We start from the raw sequence: 19,735 nt of genomic DNA, 5'->3' as shown, positions 1-19,735 counted from the left end.
CGCACAGGGCCTTGTCCTGAGGATCAGGTTTCCCTTCTCATGACAAATTGATCCACGCCTTCTGTCAGAGATTTATCTCTCTTTTTTTAAAATCTTTTAATTCAGACGGTAACCAGAACTTCAATCGCACGTTGTGTGATGAACAGATTCTGCCGACACAACCAAAACAAACCATATAACTAGTTATTATATTTATAAAACCAGCATCCAGACGGTAACTATTTGTAATTACCTGTATGGAATCCCTTTAAAAACACAACACACCCGTTCTCCGATGCTTCCTACCTCAAGGACCTGCAGATATGGCCAAGTTCTTCGGAAAAAACTCCCGGGATTCGTTTCGGATTCATTCCGGAAAGATCATCCGCTCCGATCTTTTCAGTGAAGACCGGCTTCTGCAGCATTCCCGGAGCCTGGCGGAAATTCATGGCGACATTCTGCTTGCCACGCAGAACAACATTTTACCGAACCGGCTGAATGACAATGCCAGGGTTCTGCTTGAGGCCAACATCCTTTTATCTCAGGCCTCAGAAAATGGGGAGCAGATTACTCCGGCGGGTGGGTGGCTGATTGATAATTATTACCTGATGGATGCACAGATACAGACCATCAGGTTCGATCTTCCACCGGGATATTACAAAGACCTTCCTGAGCTTTCCAGCGGGCCTTTTGCCGGTCTGCCAAGGGTTTTCGAGATCGCCTGGGCTCTCGTGGCGCATACGGACAGCCATATCGAGCCGAAGACACTCTGCCAATTTCTGCGCGCCTATCAGGACCGCAGGCCTCTGCTGATCCGGGAGCTCTGGGCCATTCCGACCCAGATCAAGATTGTTCTGATCGAGAACCTCCGGCGGGTGGCGGACAAGATCTGCCAGAATCTTCAGGAGCAGAAAGCCGCCAATGTGCTTGCCAATACGGTTTTTCTTGATGCTCAGGCCCACAATACGAAAATTCTCAAAATTCTTTCCAAAATAAACACGGAGACACTGGGCCCGGCGTTTCTTGTTCAGTTCGCGCACCGCCTCAAGGGACACGACCCGCAGAAAGACCCGGCTTTCCTCTGGCTGGAAGGGATATTGCAGGAAAAAGGGATAACTCTGGAGCAGGTCGTTCATGAAGAGTTGCAGGAACAGAGCGCCCTGAATGCGACGATCCGCAACATTATTACGAGCATGCGGCTGATCACTACGCTGGACTGGAGCAGTATTTTTGAAAACATAAGCGCGGTCAGCCAGATCCTGTATCGCCATGCCGGCTTTTCGGACATGGATCCTGCAACCCGGAACCTGTACAGCAAGGCCATCGAGGCCCTGGCAAAAGGGTCCGGGCATGCGGAATGTGACATCGCGAACAGGGTGACGGCCCTTGCCGCGATGGCGGCCGAGGAGAAAAACCCCGATCCGCGCCGCGCCGATCCGGGCTATTACCTTCTGGCGGAAGGGCGCCCTGAGTTTGAAGCGGAACTGAAATTCCGGGCCCCGCTGCGTGTCCAGATCGGGCAGATCTGCCGTCGGCTCGGCATCACGGGATACAGCCTGGGCGTTACGTTACTGACGCTTCTTCTGCTGTCGGCCTTCCTGTCCATCATGAACGGGAGCCTGTCGGGCCGGGCGGCGTGCGCGCTGATTGTTCTGGGCTTTATTCCAGCCACGGATGCCGTTGTGGCTGGCGTAAACCGCTTCCTGATGTGGGCCATCCGGGTCTCGGAACTTCCTGCGCTGGAACTCAAGGACGGCGTTCCCGCTCATCTGCGGACCATGGTCGTCGTCCCGACCCTTCTGACGAAGCGTTCCTCCATTCTGGAAATGGTGAAGCGTCTTGAGAAGCATTATCTTTCCAGCCGGGATGGCGAGATCTATTTCGCCCTTCTGACGGACTGGACGGACTCATCCACGGAAAGCCGGAAGGGGGATCAGGACCTGCTGGCGATTGCGAGGCGGGAAGTCTCCCGCCTGAACCAGACTTATGGCGCGGGGCCTGCTGGGACGCGATTTCTGCTTCTGCATCGCAGGCGGCAGTGGAGTGCCAGCGAAGAAAAATGGATCGGGTGGGAACGCAAGCGCGGCAAGCTGCATGAGCTGAACCGGCTGCTGCGCGGGGCGACGGATACCAGTTTTTTCAGTCTGTCCGGGCAGAATATTCCGCAGAATGTCCGGTATGTCGTGACGGTGGATTCTGACACGCGGCTGCCGCATGAGGTTGTCAGGCGTCTCGTCGGGAAGATTGCCCATCCACTTAATAATGCGCAGTTCGACCCGAATGAAGGACGCGTCACGGAGGGCTATGCGGTTCTTCAGCCGCGGGTCACGCCGTCTCTGCCGGAAGCACGACAGAGCACCCTTTTCCAGAGGGTTTTTTCAAGCCCCAACGGGATAGAGCCTTATACGGCGGCCGTCTCCGACCTGTATCAGGACATGTTTGCCGAAGGCTCCTTTGCCGGAAAAGGCATTTACGAGATCGACACGTTCGAAGCGGCGCTGGCGGGCCGGGTTCCCGATGGGACGCTCCTGAGCCACGATCTGTTCGAAGGCGTTTTTGCCCGGGCCGGTCTGGTGACGGATATCGAGGTCATCGAGGAATATCCAACCGATTATCTGGTCTCGGTTGCGCGTCTCAACCGCTGGGTCCGGGGGGACTGGCAGCTTCTGCCATGGATTTTCTCATGGATGGGCCGTTTTCCGACCATCGGGATCAGGACCAATCCGCTCACGGGGATTGCACGCTGGAAGATGCTGGACAATCTGCGCCGCAGTCTTTCGGCCCCCATGGCCATCGGGGCGCTCTTCGCGGGCTGGTTTCTCGGGTTTCATAATGCCCTGGTGTGGAGCCTGTGCATTGTCTCGACCCTCGTCATTCCGGCTTCCCTGCCGCTTCTGGTGGATATCATCAGGCGCAGACGCGGAGAGACGTTTCGCAGCTATTTTTCCCTTCTGACGGTCGATCTTCAGCGCACGGCCCTGACCACGGCCCTGTGCTTCGCATTTCTGGCCGATCAGGCCTGTCTTGCGGGCGATGCGATCAGCCGGACGCTGGCCCGTGTTTTCGTAACCCGCAAGCATCTTCTGCAATGGGTTACGGCCGCTCAGGCGGCAGAAGCGCCCCGCGAGCAGATCCAGGGATATTTCCGCCAGATGAGCGGAGCCGTCCTGATCGGCCTGTTGGCGGCAATCGTCATGGTTGTGTCGGCTCCCTGGGTCTGGCTCGTCATTCTGCCCTTTGCGCTGGCCTGGTGCCTGTCGCCGGCAATTGCGTGGAAGGCCAGCCAGTACCGCGCTTCGGCCCGCAGGCTTGAGGCGACCGAGGCCGAGACCGTTTTCATGCGGATGCAGGCCCGGCGCACGTGGCGGTATTTCGAGACGTTCGTCTCCGCCGCCGATCACATGCTGCCGCCGGACAATTTCCAGGAGACCCCTGCCCCGCTCGTGGCGCATCGGACATCCCCGACCAATATGGGGCTTTATCTTCTGTCTGTTGTCGCGGCCTGCGATTTCGGCTGGATCGGCGTCGCGGACGCCACATCGCGTCTGAGCGCCACGCTCGGGACCATGGCGCAGCTTCCACGGTTCAGGGGGCATTTCTATAACTGGTACAGCACCGCCGATCTTTCCCCGCTGCCGCCCGTTTATGTGTCCACCGTCGATAGCGGCAATCTCGCCGGTCATCTGATCACGCTGGCCTGCGCCTGCGAGGAATGGATTCAGAAAGGTCGGAAATCCGATACCTGGCGGGAGGGTGTACGTGACGCCCTGAACCTCGCACTTGAACAGGCGACTTCAGGAAGCGATGTCTTCCGTTCCTCGGAGCTCGCGCAGCTCATAGAAACCGTTCTTCAGGACATGAAGGACGGCCATGCCAGCCAGCTCACGCTTGCCTACAGGGTGCAGATGCTGGTCGGTCAAGCCGAAGAACTTGCGCATCTCCTGCACAGGCGGGCCACGGCAGGGCGCGCAGGGCAGGACGTCTCTGCCACGGGTGCGGAGAACCTTCTTTTCTGGCTGCATGCAGCACAGGACTGCATCCAGAGTGAACGCAAGGATCTCGAAAGCAGTCCCCTGCTCCATGACGAGCTCCACAGGATTGCACAGAGCGCGAGAAACATGGCGCTGGAGATGGAATTCGGCTTTCTCCGGAACACCGACCGCAAGCTGCTTTCCATCGGCTATGTCGTCAATGAAGGCACGCTGGATGAGAACTGCTACGACCTGCTGGCTTCGGAAGCCCGGCTTGCCGTCTTCTTTGCCATCGCGAAAGGCGACATTCCGGCCTGGGAATGGTTCCGTCTGGGACGGCCGCTGGCCACCGTGGCGCATGGAGAGGCTCTGGTCTCGTGGTCGGGGTCCATGTTCGAGTATCTCATGCCTTCCCTGATCATGGCGGCGCCCTTTGACAGTCTTCTGGAGGAGACGAGCCGGCAGATTGTGCGGCGGCAGATCGAATACGGGCAGTTCTGCGGCGTGCCCTGGGGGATTTCGGAATCCGCCTATAATGCCCGGGATCTGGATTATAATTACCAGTATTCCGATTTTGGTGTTCCGGGCCTCGGGATGAAACGGGGGCTGGCACAGAACCTGGTCATTGCGCCTTATGCCACGGCGCTGGCCACCATGGTGGATGCGCATCTGGCCACGGAGAACTTCAAGGCCCTGCAGGCTGCCGGAGCACAGGGTAGCTATGGATTTTACGAGGCGCTGGATTATACGAAAGCGCGTCTGCAGCCGAACCAGACCGTTGCGGTCATTCATTCCTACATGGCCCATCATCAGGGCATGTCCATCCTGGCCATAGCGGATACGGTCCTGAAAGGGCTCATGCGTTCCCGTTTTCATGCGGAGCCCATGATCGGGGCGACGGAGCTGCTGCTTCAGGAGCGCGCGCCCACAGGCGGCGTCATTACGACACCGCTGAAGGAAGAAGAGACAGCGCCTGCTGCGCTGACCATCCAGTTGCAGTCCGGAGGGCGTCATCTTCGCACGGCCGATACGAACACGCCTGTCACGCATCTTCTTTCAAACGGACGCTACAGCGTGATGCTGACGGCTGCCGGATCCGGGTACAGCAAATGGGGGGATCAGGCGGTTACGCGATGGCGGCGGGATTCCACCCTCGATAACTGGGGGAGCTATATCTACCTCCAGCGTGCCGGGAGCCGTCAGGTCTGGACGGCGGGGTTGCAGCCTTCCGGCGTCGAAGCTGAAAGCTGCGATATCGAGTTCCGCGAAGACCGTGCGACCTATACACGGCAGGACAACAGGCTGACGACGACGCTGGAAGTCCTCGTTTCGGCCGAGGACGACGCCGAGCTTCGTCGCATCTCGGTCCGGAATTCCGGCACGGCCGCAGTGGAAGTTTATGTCACCTCCTATGTGGAACTCGCCCTGTGCCCGCCGGGGATGGACATCAGTCATCCGGCCTTTGCCAAGATGTTTGTGCAGACGGAATATCTTCCCGCCTGCAAGGCGATCATTGGCACCCGGCGCAAAAGAAATCCGTCCGATCCGGAGATCTGGGCCGCGCATCTGGTGGTGGGCGGCAGCGAGCTTTCGATTGAGACCGATCGCTCGCGGTTCATCGGGCGCGGGCGGGATCTGCGGGAACCGATTGCCGTTACGGGAACAGGGCCGCTTTCGGGATCAACCGGGACAGTTCTGGACCCAATTTTCTCCGCCCGCTGCAAGCTGATCCTTCCGGCACGTTCCACCCGGCATGTTTCATTCTGGACGATTGTGGCCTCAACCCGCGAAGCCCTCATGCAGAGCATCGTGCGCCATCAGAATGACGCGGATCTCGATCGTGCGCTGACCCTGGCCTGGACGCATGCTCAGGTTCATCTGCGGCATCTCGATATCCAGCCCGCTCAGGCGGACCTGTTCCAGCAGCTTGCGGGGTATCTCCTGTTTCCGGGACCGGCCCTGCGCGCGTCGGCTGCCCGGATCAAACGCGGGGCGGGCAAACAGGCGGACCTGTGGGGCCAGGGGATTTCCGGCGATCTACCGATCCTGCTGCTGGTCATTGCCGAAAGCGAGGATTTCGACCTCGCGCGGAGCATCCTCACCGCCCATGACTATCTGAGTTTCAAGGGGCTGGCTTTTGATCTCGTTATTCTGAATGACCATACGGCGTCTTATGCGCAGGATCTGCAGCACGCGCTTGAAGCCCTGGTCCGGTCTTCGGGGCAGCCGGGAACCGTGCGGCTCCTGCGTGGGACGCTCATGCCCGAAACGGTCAGGGAGCTTCTGTTCTCGGTGGCCTGCGTCGTTCTGACGGGCAAGGGCGGGAACCTGCAACATCAGATCACCCGGCTCGAAATGAAGCAGCGCTCGAAAGCCGTTCAGGCCGCCCTGCGTCCCTGCCGCCCCTATCATGGAGCGCAGGAAACGCCTGAACTGCCAGTGCTGGAACTGGCGAACGGATATGGCGGCTTTACGTCAGACGGGCAGGAATATGCCGTCATCATCCGTGGCAGAAGCCTCACTCCTGCCCCTTGGGTCAATGTCGTTTCCAGTCCTCATTTCGGTTTTCAGGTCTCTGCGGAAGGCAGCGGCTATACCTGGTCCGAAAACAGCAAGGAGAACCAGCTGACCCCCTGGTCCAATGATCCGGTCGTCAACCCGACCGGAGAGGCGTTTTACCTGTGTGATGAGGAAAGCCGGCAGTTCTGGTCCCCGCTGGCGGCCGTGTGCCCGGACGACAATGCAGTGTATGTCTGCCACCACGGGCGCGGCTACAGCCGGTTCGAGCGCAACGCCAATGAGATTGTCTCGACCCTGCTGCACTATGTGCCGCCTGAAGATCCCATCCGGATTTCCAGACTGAAGCTGACCAATACATCCTCGCGCCCCCGGACCCTGAGGGTCACGACCTATACCGAATGGGTGCTTGGACAGTCCCGCAGCACGACGGCACCCTTTGTTTTCACGGAGCAGGACCCGGAATCCAGCGCGCTGTTCGTCAGGAACAGATGGGGCGAGACGTTTGGAGAGCGGGTCGCCTTTGCGGATCTGGCCGGTCAGCAGACGTCCAGCACGGATGACCGGCACACGTTCATTGGTCCGAACGGCGCCCTTTCCGCACCCAGAGCCATTGTCCGGGGTGGCCCGCTTGAGGGCATTATCGGGGCCGGCGTTGATCCCTGTGCCGCATTGCAGACTGTCGTCACACTTGAAGCCGGGGAAAGCACCGAAATCCTTTTCCTGCTGGGTCAGGGACAGAATACCGAACACGCCCGCCAGCTTGTCCGGCAGTACAGAGCGGCAGATCTCGATGCCGTTCTGGAAGCGGTCCATCGCAGATGGGAGACAGTCACAAAAACCGTGCAGGTTCGGACGCCGGACCGCGCCATGGATATCATGCTGAATGGCTGGCTTCTGTATCAGTCGCTGTCCAGCCGCATCTGGGCACGGGCGGGATTTTATCAGGCCAGTGGCGCCTACGGATTCCGGGATCAGCTTCAGGACGGCATGTCTCTCGTTCTGGCGGCTCCCCAGCTGGTCCGGGAGCATCTGCTGCGGGCGGCCTCCCGGCAGTTTCCGGAAGGAGACGTGCAACACTGGTGGCTGCCCCAGAAAGGAAATGGCGTTCGCACGAGAATTTCGGATGACTGTGCGTGGCTTGCCTACACCGTCGCGCAGTATGTCCGTGGCAGTGGGGATACGGCGGTGCTGGATGAGGAAATACCCTTCCTCAGCGCGCCTGTCCTGGCGGATGGGGAACATGAGCGCTTTCTCCAGCCGGAAGTTACGGACGATACGGCTTCTCTTTATAAGCACTGCATTCTTGCGCTGGACCACAGTCTGCGGAGAGGCGCACATGGGCTTCCGCTGATGGGAACCGGCGACTGGAATGACGGCATGAACCGTGTTGGCGAAGCCGGAAAAGGGGAAAGCGTCTGGCTTGGATGGTTCACGCATGCTGCATTGTCAGCGTTCCTTCCTCTTGCCCGCGCACGACAGGATACTGAACACGTCGAAAAATGGACCCGTGTCATGACGGAACTTGAAACCGCTCTGGAAGCCGCATGGGATGGGGCGTGGTATCTGCGGGCCTATTTCGATGACGGAAGCCCTCTGGGCAGTCACGCCAACAGTGAGGGGCGCATCGATGCCATTGCCCAGTCATGGGCCGTGATTTCAGCGGCAGGTTCTCCACAGCGTGCACAGCAGGCCATGCAGGCCGTTCAGGAACAGCTTGTTGACCTGAAACAGGAGATCATCATGGTCCTGACCCCTCCCTTCAATACCTCGGAGCCGGACCCGGGCTATATCCGGGGCTATCCGCCGGGCATTCGGGAAAATGGCGGCCAGTACACCCACGCGGCCCTCTGGACGGTCATGGCGACAGCTCTGCTTGGAGAAGGCGATGCGGCGCACGAGATGTTCTCGACGCTCAATCCGATTCACCATTCCCGCGATCAGAAGGCGGCAGACCGTTACAAGGTCGAACCCTATGCGGTTGTTGCAGATGTTTACTCTTCCAACCCGCATGTCGGGCGGGGTGGATGGTCCTGGTACACGGGATCGGCAGGATGGATGCAGCGCATCGGAGTTGAGACGTTGCTGGGGGTACAGGTTGAAGGAAACAGGCTGTTGATAAACCCGCACATTCCAGCGGGATGGCCCTCGTATGAAGTGCGCCTGCGCTGGAAAAGGTCGGAATATCACATCCGGATAGAAAACCCCGACCATGTCTGCCAGGGGGATCTCTTTATTCGGGCTGACGATGCGCTCGTTGCATTAACCCGGCCGATCGATATGGAAGATGATGGCCTGACCCATCGTGTAAATGTCGTAATCAAAAAACCGGAAGGTCTCGATCTGGCGAGTTGAGAACCTCGCATACCATCATGAACCGCTTTTCCCCATTTCGGGAAAGAGCATCGTCTCTGCGGGCACCCTGCTGACCAAGGGATGCCCGCGTACTGAGACCACACAAACGGGCCTCGGTATCAGGCACTGCCAGCCTTCCCCTGCTGCGCCAGGGGGCACCCATTACGATACAAATCGATGATTGTTCGCCCTTCTCCCTGACCAGAGGAGAAGGGGCTGAGACGCATCCGCCTTCCAACACCATCGAGTACATATTGTATACAACATTACGTTTGAGAAACGTATGTGCTTTTATGCAACACCCTCAATGAATCTTATTTTCGATGATTTTTTGTAAGAATAAACAGTTTTTGTAACAATCGAGTCAAGCTATCAAACATTATACGTTATTGTTTCAGAACGATGCTTTCCCGTGACTAATCCCCAGTTTCCTGCTCAGCTTGAGGATTTTTTTTCCATGAAAGTCAGGTCAACCTCACGTCGGAACATCATGCTTTTCGCCTTTTCTGCGTTGACCGGCGCTGCTGTCGTGGCCCCCGTTGGCTCGGCACAGGCCCAGACTGTCAATACGGCGCAGGACAGCGTTGACAGTACAAAACAGAACAAGGCTTCCAGCCGCTCCGCAACGGGCAAGACGTCCGCTACCACGGCATCGCGCAAGGCGACTTTGAAAAATGCTGTCGATGCCGGCGTCAATTCGACGCATGCCGAGAGCGTCGTTGTCACGGGTACATTGTTCCGCGACAAGAACCTGAGCAGCGCTTCGCCGATCGAGCAGATTACCGCCAGACAACTTCAGCAGCGCGGTATCAAAACCGTGACGGATGCCCTTCAGCTGCTGTCATCCAACGGCTCGGGCAACCTCACGAACGCGTTTTCCGCCAATGGCGCTTTCGCGGGTGGCGCTTCCGCACCATCTCTGCGTGGCCTCCAGACGTCTGCCACGCTCGTGATGATGGACGGCATGCGCCTGTCCTACTATCCCGCAGGCGATGACGGCGCGCGAAATTTCGTCGACACGAACTGGATGCCCTCGTCTCTGGTGCAGACCATTGACGTCCAGCAGGACGGCGGTTCGGCCCTTTATGGTGCCGATGCTGTTGCCGGCGTTATCAACATGATTACGCGCGAACAGATCAAAGGCTTCGAAGGCAACGCAGAAGGCGGCCTCAACCAGGGGGGCTATGGTGGGCATCAGCGTCTCTACGCGAATTACGGCGTAGGTGACCTGGATAAGGATGGCTACAACTTCTACGTCAACTCGGAATACCAGTCCGATGACATGATCACCAACAGCCAGCTTGGCTATCCATACAATACAAGCAATCTCACGGGCATTGGCGGTGGAAACGCTGATGGCAACCTGCTGGGCTCCGACGGGACATTTACCAATGCCGTCACACAGACAACAGGCGCTGTGGCGCAGGCTGTCGACAGCAACGGCAAAGCGCTCAGCGGCTATCAGTTGCTGAATCCCACCTCCGGATGCAACGGACTGTCAGGAGCTCATTCCGGATACGTTGCCGGCACGCCGACGGGTTCGGTGAGCACCATGTGCCAACAGGACAAGGTCTCGAAATACGGCGTCATCTCCCCTTATGACCGCCGCGTGGAAGCAACCGCCCATCTCACGGTCAAGCTGGGCCCGCGTGCAAAGCTGGTGAGCATGTTCACCTACTCGCAGAACCTGTCCTACTATACGGGTACTCCGAGCGCGTTCTACGCCAACACGCAGTCCCAGCTTGGAACGAGCGAAGGCGTGCTTGCACCTGCCTACCTGCCGAACGGTTCGCTGAATCCCAACAATCCCTATGCGTCGCTCGGCGAAAGCGCACAGATTTACGGTCGCTTCATCGACCCTACGGCCGAAACCCAGTTCTCGCAGAACTATCGCGGCTCCATGCATCTGACCGGGTGGGAGCCTTCAAACTGGGGCGGGGACTGGAACTACGATTCCAGTTTTGTCGGCATGAATACCGACCTTTCCACCAGATATGACAACTACATCAATATTGCCGATCTTGATTATGCGATCGAAAACGGAACATATAATTTCGTTGATCAGGCTGCAAATTCAACCGCGGCAAAGCGCGCCATCGCTCCAACGGAAATCGTCCACTCCAAGACGGAAGAATATTCCTGGCAGGCGTCTGTCACCAAGGGGCTGGTACACCTGCCAGGCGGAATGCTGAATCTGGCTGTAGGCACCAACGTCCGTTATGAAGGTTTCAACGCTCCGAATGCCAACCCCGTCGATACCAGCGACGTCAACAACCAATACGAAAGCATCAATCCGTTCAGCGCGATCGGCCATCGTTATGTCTATTCCGGATATTTCGAGCTGAATGCACCGATCGTGAAGATGCTGAACGCTGATTTCCAGGGGCGTTACGACTCCTATTCCACAGGTTTCAGCCACTTCTCCCCGAAGATCGGCGTCACCTTCAAGCCCACCAAGGAATTCATGCTCCGTGGGACATGGTCGCAGGGCTTTCAGGTCCCGAGTTTCTACGAAACAAACGGCACCACGATTGGCTACACGTCTTATGGTCCGTCTAATCTGACCTGGATCAACCAGCACCTCAACGCCAACGGAACCAAGGACGACTACGCACAGGCCTACAGTCTGGGTGACGAAAGCGTGGGCAATCCGAACCTCAAGCCCATGACAAATAATACCTTCACGGGCGGCCCGGTCTTCCATCCCGTCCCGTGGATGACGTTCAGTGCGGAATACTGGTACATCCGCGAAAAGAACGTCATCGTCTCCAACCCGATCCCGGCAGCGACCGTAGCATCGGCCTACGAGGCGCTGAACACCAACAAGACCGTCACGATCGACGGCGATACGGTGATTCCCGACGTTGCGGATCCGCTGCATCCTGACGCACCACGCCGCGCCGGCATCATTGAGTCGTCCTACATCAATGCCGACAGCATGATGACTGACGGCGTAGATCTCAATCTTTCGATCAGCCATCGCCTGCCCGGTCCGCTGAAGATGATCAACTGGTACAGCAACGGCCACGCGACGTGGGTGCACCGCTTCAACCAGACCATCCCGGGCGTGGGCGTGGAGCGCTTTGCCGGAACCGAAGGCCCGTGGAACACGACCTCGGCGTCGGGTACGCCGCGCTGGCGCGCCAACTGGCAGAATACCTTCACGTGGAACAAGCTCTCGACGACGTTCACGGTCTATTACACCAGTGGCTATCACGGCACGGCGGAAGACAATGATGGTCCAGGCACGGCCGGAAACTGCAAATACGCGCTCTATCAGGACGTCAGCAGCTTCTATCCTGCCCAGTGCAATGTCCGCCACTTCTGGGACATCGACATGACTGTGAACTACCAGTTCAACAAACAGTGGGCTGGCTACGTCAACATCTACAATCTGGCCGGTTTCAAGGCCCCGTATGACTTCGGCACCTACGGTTCCTACCTTTACAATTCGTCCTGGGCCCAGAATGGTGTTCTTGGGCGGGCCTTCCGCTTCGGAGTTACGGCAACACTGTAAGGCGTGATGCAAAATACAATCAGGCGATCCCATTCGCGCGCGGCATTCCTCATGGCGACAATCGCCATGGGGGTGCCGCAGGCCTTTTCAGCCCCCGTCCTCTCGAGCCTTTCGGACATGTCTCCGCCCCTCACGGTCCAGACGGGTTCCGGGTCGGGCTGGGCTCTCTCCAGCGCCGATGGTCCTGCAAAGGACGAGGTCATTACGGCCCGTGCCGGCAGCGGCCTGATCGGAACGAAGACGCTCCGTCTTGATGCAACAGCCGCCTCTGTTCACACGATCATCGCGAAACCCGGTCGCGACCTCTCCATCGGCCGCCACTCCCACCTCACCTACGCGATTTTTCCGGTCGCCGACCCGCTGTCCCTGACGGATGAGGCGACCTATACCAGCCTGGACGTCCTGTTCACGGATGGCACCCGAGCCTCCACGCTCGGTGCCCGCGACCTGTCCGGAGCCGAACTGACGGCGCAGGGTCAGGGAGCAGGCCGGGCGCTCTACCCCAATCAGTGGACACTGGTTGATGTTCCTCTCGGCGAGATAGCTACAGGCCGAACCGTCGCCGCCATTGAACTCACGTCCCGCGCGTCAAAGGGCACGGCCCGGCGCGTCTATTTTGATGCGGTTTCCATCACGGATGTTCCCGATCCGAGCGGCCTGACACCGGCCGATCTTGTGGACACACGACGCGGGACCAATGCGAACGGCCGCTATTCGCGGGGAAACAACTTCCCTGCCGTCGCGGTTCCACACGGTTTCAATTTCTGGACGCCCGTAACGCGCGGTAATTCCAACTGGCTCTACCAGTATCAGGAACGCAACGGCCCCGATAACCATCCGCGTCTCGAAGCCCTGTCCCTCAGCCACGAACCCAGCCCCTGGATGGGCGATCACGACACCTTCCAGATCATGCCCGCGCTCGGACCCGAGGCGCCCTCCGCAGATCGGACGGCGCGCGCTATCGGCTTCACGCACGACCACGAAACCGCCCTGCCCTACCGTTATGCCGTTACACTGGACAACGGGATTGGGGCCGAGATGGCCCCGACCGATCATGCCGCCATCCTGCGCTTCCGCTATCCCGTGGGCACAGTTCAGGGGCAGGTCGTCTTCGACAACATCACCAATCAGGGCAGCCTGCAAATCGCACCGGACGGGCGCAGCGCTGACGGATATACGGACGTCGCCAGCCAGCTCTCCACAGGCGCGAGCCGGATGTATGTCCATCTTGAATTCGACCGTCGCGCCATCACACAAGGCCGGCTGAGCGGCCAGAAGCGGGACAACGTGGAGGCCTGGGCGGCGTTCGACACGAAGACGGACCCGACCGTCACGATCCGGATCGCCACGTCGCTCATCAGTCTCGAACAGGCGCGGCGTAACCTTGCACGCGAACTGCCGACCAGCGCTACGCCCGAAACCATAGCGAAATCCGCGAAGAGAGCCTGGAACAGTCGGCTCGATCGCGTGCAGATCCCTGGTGCACCACTCGACGAACAGCGCACGCTCTTTGGCAATCTCTACCGGATGTATCTGTACCCCAACAACGCGGCGGAAAATGTTGGAACAGCCAGTGCGCCGCACCTGCGACATGCCAGCCCGTTCGGGACGCGACTGCATCCCGACAGCCCGACGCAAACCGGTGTTCCGGTCGTAGACGGGCCGCTCTATGTCAATAACGGGTTCTGGGACACCTATCGCACGGCATGGCCCGCCTATGCCCTCCTGACACCGGAAGAAGACGGACAACTCATTGACGGCTTCGTCCAGCAATACCGGGAAGGTGGCTGGATCGCACGCTGGTCCTCTCCCGGTTATGCGGACCTCATGACCGGGACGAGCGCGGATGTGGCTTTCGCGGATGCCTATGACAAGCATGTCCGCAATTTCGATGCGTTCTCGTTCTATCGCGCCGCACTGAAGGATGCGACCGTCATGCCCGACAATCCGGGCGTCGGGCGCAAGGGGCTCAACCGCTCGGCATTCCGGGGTTATACCGACACCGATACGGACGAAGCGCTGTCCTGGTCCAATGCTGCGACCCTCAATGATTTCGCCCTCGGCGAGATGGCCGCGTCCCTGGCCGCTTCCGCTCCGTCTGACAGACCGGCACAGGCCAATTACGCAGCGGAAAGCTGGTATCTGCACAACCGGGCGCTGAATTACGTCAATCTCTTCGATCGCGAAGTCGAATTTTTCGTTGGCCGTCGGCCGGATGGGCGGTGGAGAGCTTCTAAAGCGCAGTTCGATCCGCTCGCCTGGGGGGGCGACTATACCGAGACGAATGCCTGGACGATGGCGTTCGATCCCGTTCAGGATGGACAGGGGATCGCCAGTCTCTACGGCGGGCGCGATGGGCTGGCGCGGAAGCTGGACGCGTATTTCGCGACGCCCGGCATTTACCACACAGGCGATTATGGCGGAGTGATCCATGAAATGCGGGAAATGCACGATATCCGCATGGGTCAGTACAGCCACAGCAACCAGCCCGCACATCATATCCTCTACATGTATGACTATGCCGGGCAGCCCTGGAAAGCGCAGGACAGGATCCGCGACGTCATGAACCGGCTCTATCGTGGAACGGCGATCGGACAGGGCTATCCGGGGGATGAGGACAATGGCGAGATGTCCGCCTGGTGGGTCTTCAGTGCGGCAGGTTTCTATCCCCTGCGCATGGGCACACCCACCTACGCCATCGGCGCACCGCGCTTTGAGACCATGCGCCTGACGATCGGTCAGGATCGGGTTCTCACGGTTCATGCTCCGGGCGTGAGCGACCGCAACCGCTTCGTCCAGTCCGTCAGCCTGAACGGCAGGCCGCTGACACGCTGGTGGCTGAGTCATGACGAAATTACCGAGGGTGGCGATCTGACCTTTCAGATGGGGCCAACCCCCTCGCACTGGGGGAGTTCACCGGACGCTTCCCTGCCGTCGCTGACACCGGCGGGACAGATGCCGAGCCCAGCGGTCGATCTGGCAGATGTCCCGGGCGCAGCACATACCGGACCGGACGCGCTGTTCGACAATGACGCGCTCACATCAGCAGCCATTGGGGGCGCGGATGTAACGGTCACGGTACCGGGAGGTTCATCGGCTATGGCCTACACCGTCACATCAACCGGCAGGCCCGGTCTCGCGCCTTCCGCCTGGGAGATCCTGGCGTCCGACGACAACAGGACATGGCAGGTGGTGGATCACCGGGCAGGCGAGGCATTCCCCTGGAAACACCAGACACGTCCGTTCCTGCTGCCGAAAGGCGCCACACACCGGATGTATCGCTGGCATGTGCTGAAACCGGTCTCTGCCGAGGCCGGGGAATTCGAACTGCTGGGTCATACATCCCCCACAGCCCAATAACCCTTTCGCCCAGAAGATCCGGGGGCACAGCGTGCAACAGCCGCCCGGAGCTTTTCACTCACGGAGTTAGACCGTTATGGCGCTTTGCAGATTAGCCCGAAGTTTTCTGGTCGCGACCCTGCTGTCCGGGACCGCTCCGCTCGCCATGGCTGCGCCGGCCATGGTTCCTGCGGATGCGTCTCCCGCCTCCGCCGTGGATCCACGGATCGGAACCGGAGGAGCGGGACACACCTATCCCGGTGCGACCGTACCATTCGGGATGATTCAGCTTTCGCCCGATACGGCGATGACGGATTTTCATCATTCCTACGCCTGGGCGGCAGGATATCAGTATGATGACCCGACGATCATGGGTTTCTCACATACGCATTTCTCGGGCGCGGGCCATTCCGACCTCGGTGATGTACTGGTGATGCCGATTGCTGGAGACGTCCGGCTGGAACCGGGGGACGCTGCCATACCGGAAAGCGGATATCGCTCGCGCTTCCGCCACGCCACGGAGATCGAGAAGCCGGGCTATTACGCAGTGACGCTCGATGATTACAGGATCCGTGCCGAACTGACCGCCTCCCGCCGGGTGGGATGGCATCGCTATACCTTCCCCAAGGGAAAACCCGCGCATCTGCTGCTGGATCTGCGGCCAAGCATCTATGACTATCCAGGCAAGGTGCTATGGGCGCGCCTGCATGTTTCGGCCGATGGTACGGTTTCGGGCTGCCGGACGACACGGGGCTGGGCACCGGGGCGCACGCTGTGCTTTGCCATGCACTTCTCCAGACCCATGGTCGGACGCACGCTCTATGATCGCGAGACGAAAGTGGCCTATCGCGGCTTTGGCGGTCCGGGGAACCATCCCGTTGATCATGAGGCGCAGAACGGCCGGGAACTGGAAGGCGTGTTCGATTTCGGGCACCTGAAAGAGCCGCTTCTGGTGAAGACATCCATCTCACCAGTCAGCGAAGAAAACGCCATTGCCAATCTTGATGGCGAGGGACAGGACTGGAACTTCGAAGCCCGGCGCAAGGCGGCTCTCGAAGCATGGGACAAGGCCCTTTCGGTCATCGACATGCAGGGTACGGCAGATCAGCGGACACAGTTCTATACCGCGCTCTACCATGTCATGCTTGCGCCGACACTCAGCATGGATGCGAACGGCGATTTCACCGGACCGGATTATCAGCGTCACCGGGCGGACGGATTCGAGTTCTATTCCACCTGGTCGATGTGGGACGTCTATCGCGCGCAGCAGCCGCTTCTGGCCATTCTGCGCCCGGATATGAGTTCACATTTCATCCGTTCGCTCATCGCGTCCCAGCAGACCAGTCCGTTCGGTCTGCTGCCGGTCTGGGCTTATCAGGGGCTCGAGACGTGGTGCATGATCGGGTATCATGCCGTGCCGGTCATTGCGGATGCGTATCTGGCGGGTGTACGGGGCTTTGATGCCGAGGCCGCGCTCAAGGGCATGATCCGCAGCGCGACCTATGGTCCCTATGGTGATCTGACCGATTACATGAAGATCGGTTACGTCCCGATCGACAAGGAAGCCGAAGGTGGCTCCAAGACGCTGGAATACGCCTATGACGACTGGGCGCTTGCCCGCATGGCGCGCGCTATGGGCAAAACAGACGTGGCACGGACGTTCGAAAAGCGTTCCGACAACTGGCGGAAAGTGTGGGATCCGAAGACGGACTTCATGCGCGCCCGCCTATCGTCGGGAGACTTCCACACCCCCTTCACGCCCGCCGCCGCCGCGTATGGGAGCGATTACACCGAAGGCAATGCGTGGCAATACTCGTGGTATGTGCCACAGAACATCCCGGCGCTTATCAAGGTCATGGGCGGACGGGAAAAGTTCATCGCCCGGATCGACGAACTGTTCGACGCCAAGGTCGATCCCGCGATTTTCAGGAATGTCGAGGATATCAGCGGCCTGATCGGCTGGTACGCCCATGGCAACGAGCCTGACCATCATGTCGCCTATCTGTATGATTATGCGGGAGCTCCGTGGAAAACCCAGCAGCGCCTGACGCAGATCATGCAGACGCAGTATGCCCTTCGCCCGGACGGACTGGCGGGCAATGACGACCTGGGCCAGATGTCGGCATGGTATCTGTTCACTGCGATGGGCTTTTATCCGGTTGCGCCGGCCAGTCAGGAATATGCGATCGGCCGTCCTTTCGTTTCACATGCCGTCATACATCTGGGCAACGGCCATGACTTTACGGTCACGGCTGACAATCTGGATGATGCCCATCCGTATGTTGGCCAGATGACTCTCAACGGCCAGCCTCTCACCGCTCCGTTCCTGCGTCAGCAGGACGTACTGGCAGGTGGCGAACTGCATTTCGTCATGCAGTCCCAGCCACCGGTCTGACACGACTGTCGGGAGCTCTTGCGCTCCCGACCTTCAGGCCCTTCTTTGAACTGCCATGAAATACGGCAGGATAAATAATCGATATCAGAAGAACGAGTAAGAGATCGTTCTACGGACCATGTGAGCAGTGTTCCGGTCATGACGACCTACCGACGCGCGCCCACCACGCTCAGCCCGATATAATGTGGTCTGCCATCATTCAGACGCCCTGCAAAAGGTGTCAGATCTACTGGATTACCAAAATTCATCCACCTGCTGAGGCATCGACTTTCTCTGGCCGCCTTAGAAGCGCCGAATAATCCGTAAGGTCGCGTTCGACAGGGCATGTTGCCCCGGTCAGAATATAGCCACCCTGAGCTGTACTCTCACCATCCGGTCAAACTGCTGCCCTGCACTGACACTGAAATCTGCTTCAAGGACTACTCTTGCACGCAACAAGGAGAATATAGTCGACAGCCTGTCGGATCGCGGGGCCGTCAAATTCATGATCGGGGAAAAGCTCAACCGTACAATGCGGCGTATCCGGACGCGTTATCTACGGCTCGATACTTGTGACATCGCGGCTTCCTACCACCGGAAACGGGTGCCGTGACAAACCGTCAGCAAAACTGGAAGAAATCGAGACAGTTTCAATGAAAAGAAAAATGTTCAAAGATCGGCCAAGATTCGAAATCCTGTCACAAGCGCCGTATTATAATAATCTCCCGCATCTGGTCTGAATATGATCTGACAATCAGGCACGATCGAAACTCCCGGATAAAGCTTCGCTGAGTAATTAATTTCAAGAACCTGAATATTCGTCTCAACCGTATGAACCCCATTGCTTAGCGCCAGTCCGAGAGACTGCTGAAGCTCCTGCGTGCGCGTCAAATTCGGATTAACCTGAAGGTTGGAAAAGAAGACGGACATATAATCCGCCGGTCGGTTCGGCACGAAGTGTTGTGCAATCAGGCCTGCCGTATATTGATGCCTGAACGGTAAAGAGGAGCCGGTCGCATCCGTGGCGATTCCCATGATGATAAGACCGTCACGGGGGCCAGGCCCAAAACGAACCAGCATTTGATCGCCACCAATATAGGCTGCCCCTCGCTGTCGTTCGATCCGTGCTGAAGCATGAGAAGTTACAATCGGCGCACCTGTTACGGAGGTAAAGTGAGGTGGTCCCGTCCGTTCGGACAGTTTTGCGGGCTTGATAAGCTATACCCGGTTGTTGTTATGCCGCCCTTCTGACGGCGTTGCTGTTGGCCATCTGGTCCGGGGTTAACCCCGGACCAGATGGCGTCGGCACGTCATGATACGCCTCATCGGGCGTACGTCCAGCCAGCGCCGTATGCGGACGCCTTTCGTTATAATGGGCGATCCATCTGCCAAGCCCGGCCCTCAGCTCTGATCCGGTCTCGAACGCGTGCAGGTAGACGCATTCATATTTCAGCGACCGCCACAGACGCTCGATGAACACGTTATCCAGCCATCGCCCACGCCCGTCCATACTGATGCGGATCTGACGCTCTTCCAGTATCCCGGTGAAACGGGGTGTCGTAAATTGCGACCCCTGGTCAGTATTGAAAATGTCCGGGGCGCCATAGCGCATGAGGGCATCCTGTAGCGCCTCGATACAGAACTCCACGTCCATCGTGTTCGACAGACGCCAGGACAGGACCT

Annotated in this window: 6 protein-coding genes; 4 read left to right on the top strand and 2 right to left on the bottom strand. The window is 58.8% G+C overall.

From position 1 onward, the window contains the following. Nucleotides 1-302: 302 nt before the first annotated feature. The 4 genes from KP701_RS14130 (at nt 303) to KP701_RS14115 (ending at nt 18,073) form a co-directional block, all read left to right on the top strand. Nucleotides 303-8,822, top strand: coding sequence for a GH36-type glycosyl hydrolase domain-containing protein (locus KP701_RS14130; RefSeq protein ID WP_215747594.1), 8,520 nt, complete (start codon nt 303-305; stop codon nt 8,820-8,822). 490 nt (nt 8,823-9,312) lie between these two features. Then, nucleotides 9,313-12,339, top strand: a complete 3,027-nt coding sequence (locus tag KP701_RS14125) for a TonB-dependent siderophore receptor (protein WP_215747593.1) — start codon at nt 9,313-9,315, stop codon at nt 12,337-12,339. Nucleotides 12,340-12,390: 51 nt separating this feature from the next. Next, entirely contained in the window at nt 12,391-15,699 is a 3,309-nt protein-coding gene (locus KP701_RS14120; protein ID WP_252345645.1) for a GH92 family glycosyl hydrolase, read from the top strand. A 76-nt stretch (nt 15,700-15,775) separates the two neighbouring features. Further along, complete coding sequence (locus KP701_RS14115; RefSeq protein WP_215747591.1) at nt 15,776-18,073, top strand: GH92 family glycosyl hydrolase; 2,298 nt, start codon at nt 15,776-15,778, stop codon at nt 18,071-18,073. Between the two features lie 648 nt (nt 18,074-18,721). On the opposite strand, the gene KP701_RS14110 is transcribed toward KP701_RS14115, so the two are convergent. Then, on the bottom strand, nt 18,722-19,201 hold the full coding sequence (locus KP701_RS14110; protein WP_371818996.1) for a carbohydrate porin: 480 nt from the start codon (nt 19,199-19,201) through the stop codon (nt 18,722-18,724). An 85-nt stretch (nt 19,202-19,286) separates the two neighbouring features. Further along, nucleotides 19,287-19,735: integrase core domain-containing protein (locus tag KP701_RS14105; protein ID WP_215747590.1), on the bottom strand; the 449-nt coding region annotated here is incomplete at its 5' end.

The organism is Gluconobacter sp. P1C6_b (assembly GCF_018811945.1).
In the GTDB taxonomy this organism is placed as follows: Bacteria; Pseudomonadota; Alphaproteobacteria; order Acetobacterales; family Acetobacteraceae; genus Gluconobacter.
The sequence above is the reverse complement of the archived record's forward strand: the minus strand, read 5'-3'. Positions and strand labels throughout refer to the sequence as shown.

What these genes read in the sequence shown, in the direction of transcription:
- KP701_RS14130 (WP_215747594.1), top strand. Translation starts at nt 303, where the DNA reads ATGGCCAAGTTCTTCGGAAAAAACTCCCGGGATTCGTTTCGGATTCAT.
- KP701_RS14125 (WP_215747593.1), top strand. Translation starts at nt 9,313, where the DNA reads ATGCTTTTCGCCTTTTCTGCGTTGACCGGCGCTGCTGTCGTGGCCCCC.
- KP701_RS14120 (WP_252345645.1), top strand. Translation starts at nt 12,391, where the DNA reads ATGGCGACAATCGCCATGGGGGTGCCGCAGGCCTTTTCAGCCCCCGTC.
- KP701_RS14115 (WP_215747591.1), top strand. Translation starts at nt 15,776, where the DNA reads ATGGCGCTTTGCAGATTAGCCCGAAGTTTTCTGGTCGCGACCCTGCTG.